The sequence below is a fragment of the Ochrovirga pacifica genome, from assembly GCF_000220525.1.
Lineage (GTDB): Bacteria > Bacteroidota > Bacteroidia > Flavobacteriales > Flavobacteriaceae > Ochrovirga > Ochrovirga pacifica.
Genome location: NZ_AFPK01000003.1, coordinates 1 through 743, shown reverse-complemented (window position 1 = coordinate 743; position 743 = coordinate 1). Strand labels below are relative to the sequence as shown.

Genomic DNA, 743 nt, shown 5'->3' with positions numbered 1-743 from the left:
CCGTTGGGTGTAATTTGGAAAATATACCACTTTTTGGTACTTTTGAGTAAATATTTGAATTATGAGTAAAAACACATCAATATCACTCGGAAATTATTTTGACCAATTTGTGAGTAGCCAAGTTTCTGCTGGACGATACAAAAATGTAAGTGAAGTAATTAGAGCTGGACTTCGACTTTTAGAAAACGAAGAAAGTAAAGTTATTGCTTTGAGGAACGCAATTCAGGAAGGAATTGACAGCGGAATTGCACACGATTTTGACCCCAAAAAACATCTTCAGGAATTAAAAGCTAGACATAAAAAGAATGGCTAAATATGAACTGACCAACAAAGCGGTTGAGGATTTAACTGGAATTTGGCAATATACTATTGAAAAGTGGTCTGAACAACAAGCCGACAGATATTACAACTTACTATTAGATAGTTGCCAAGACATTGCTAACAACCCTGAATTAGGAAAAAATTATGCTGGAATAACCAATGATTTATTTGGACTTAAAACCAGTCGACACATTATTTTTTACCGAAAACGAATTAACCAACCGATTGAAATTACCAGAATTTTACACGGACAAATGGATTTAAAAAACAGAATAACTGAATAAAAAACTACACCCAACAATGTATAACCGCAATTACGGCGGATTCGACTACGTCCGAATCCACTCGGAATTGCTAACGTCAGTTCTTAACCGAAAATCATTAACTTTAAAACCGTAACTGACGGTTATACTAGACCGTTG

At 34.9% G+C, this 743-nt stretch carries 2 protein-coding genes; both read left to right on the top strand.

All coding sequences use genetic code 11. The features are described from left to right. Positions 1–61: 61 nt before the first annotated feature. Positions 62–313: a type II toxin-antitoxin system ParD family antitoxin gene (locus FS85_RS0100215; RefSeq protein ID WP_010133914.1), complete on the top strand. Its 252-nt coding sequence runs from the start codon at positions 62–64 to the stop codon at positions 311–313. Next, positions 306–605, top strand: coding sequence for a type II toxin-antitoxin system RelE/ParE family toxin (locus tag FS85_RS0100210; RefSeq protein ID WP_010133913.1), 300 nt, complete (start codon positions 306–308; stop codon positions 603–605). Before FS85_RS0100215 ends, FS85_RS0100210 begins: the two co-directional genes overlap by 8 nt. The last annotated feature ends 138 nt before the right edge of the window (positions 606–743 follow it).

Bases quoted from the DNA above. Each gene is read 5' to 3' on its own strand.
- FS85_RS0100215 (WP_010133914.1), top strand. From the start codon at position 62: ATGAGTAAAAACACATCAATATCACTCGGAAATTATTTTGACCAATTT.
- FS85_RS0100210 (WP_010133913.1), top strand. From the start codon at position 306: ATGGCTAAATATGAACTGACCAACAAAGCGGTTGAGGATTTAACTGGA.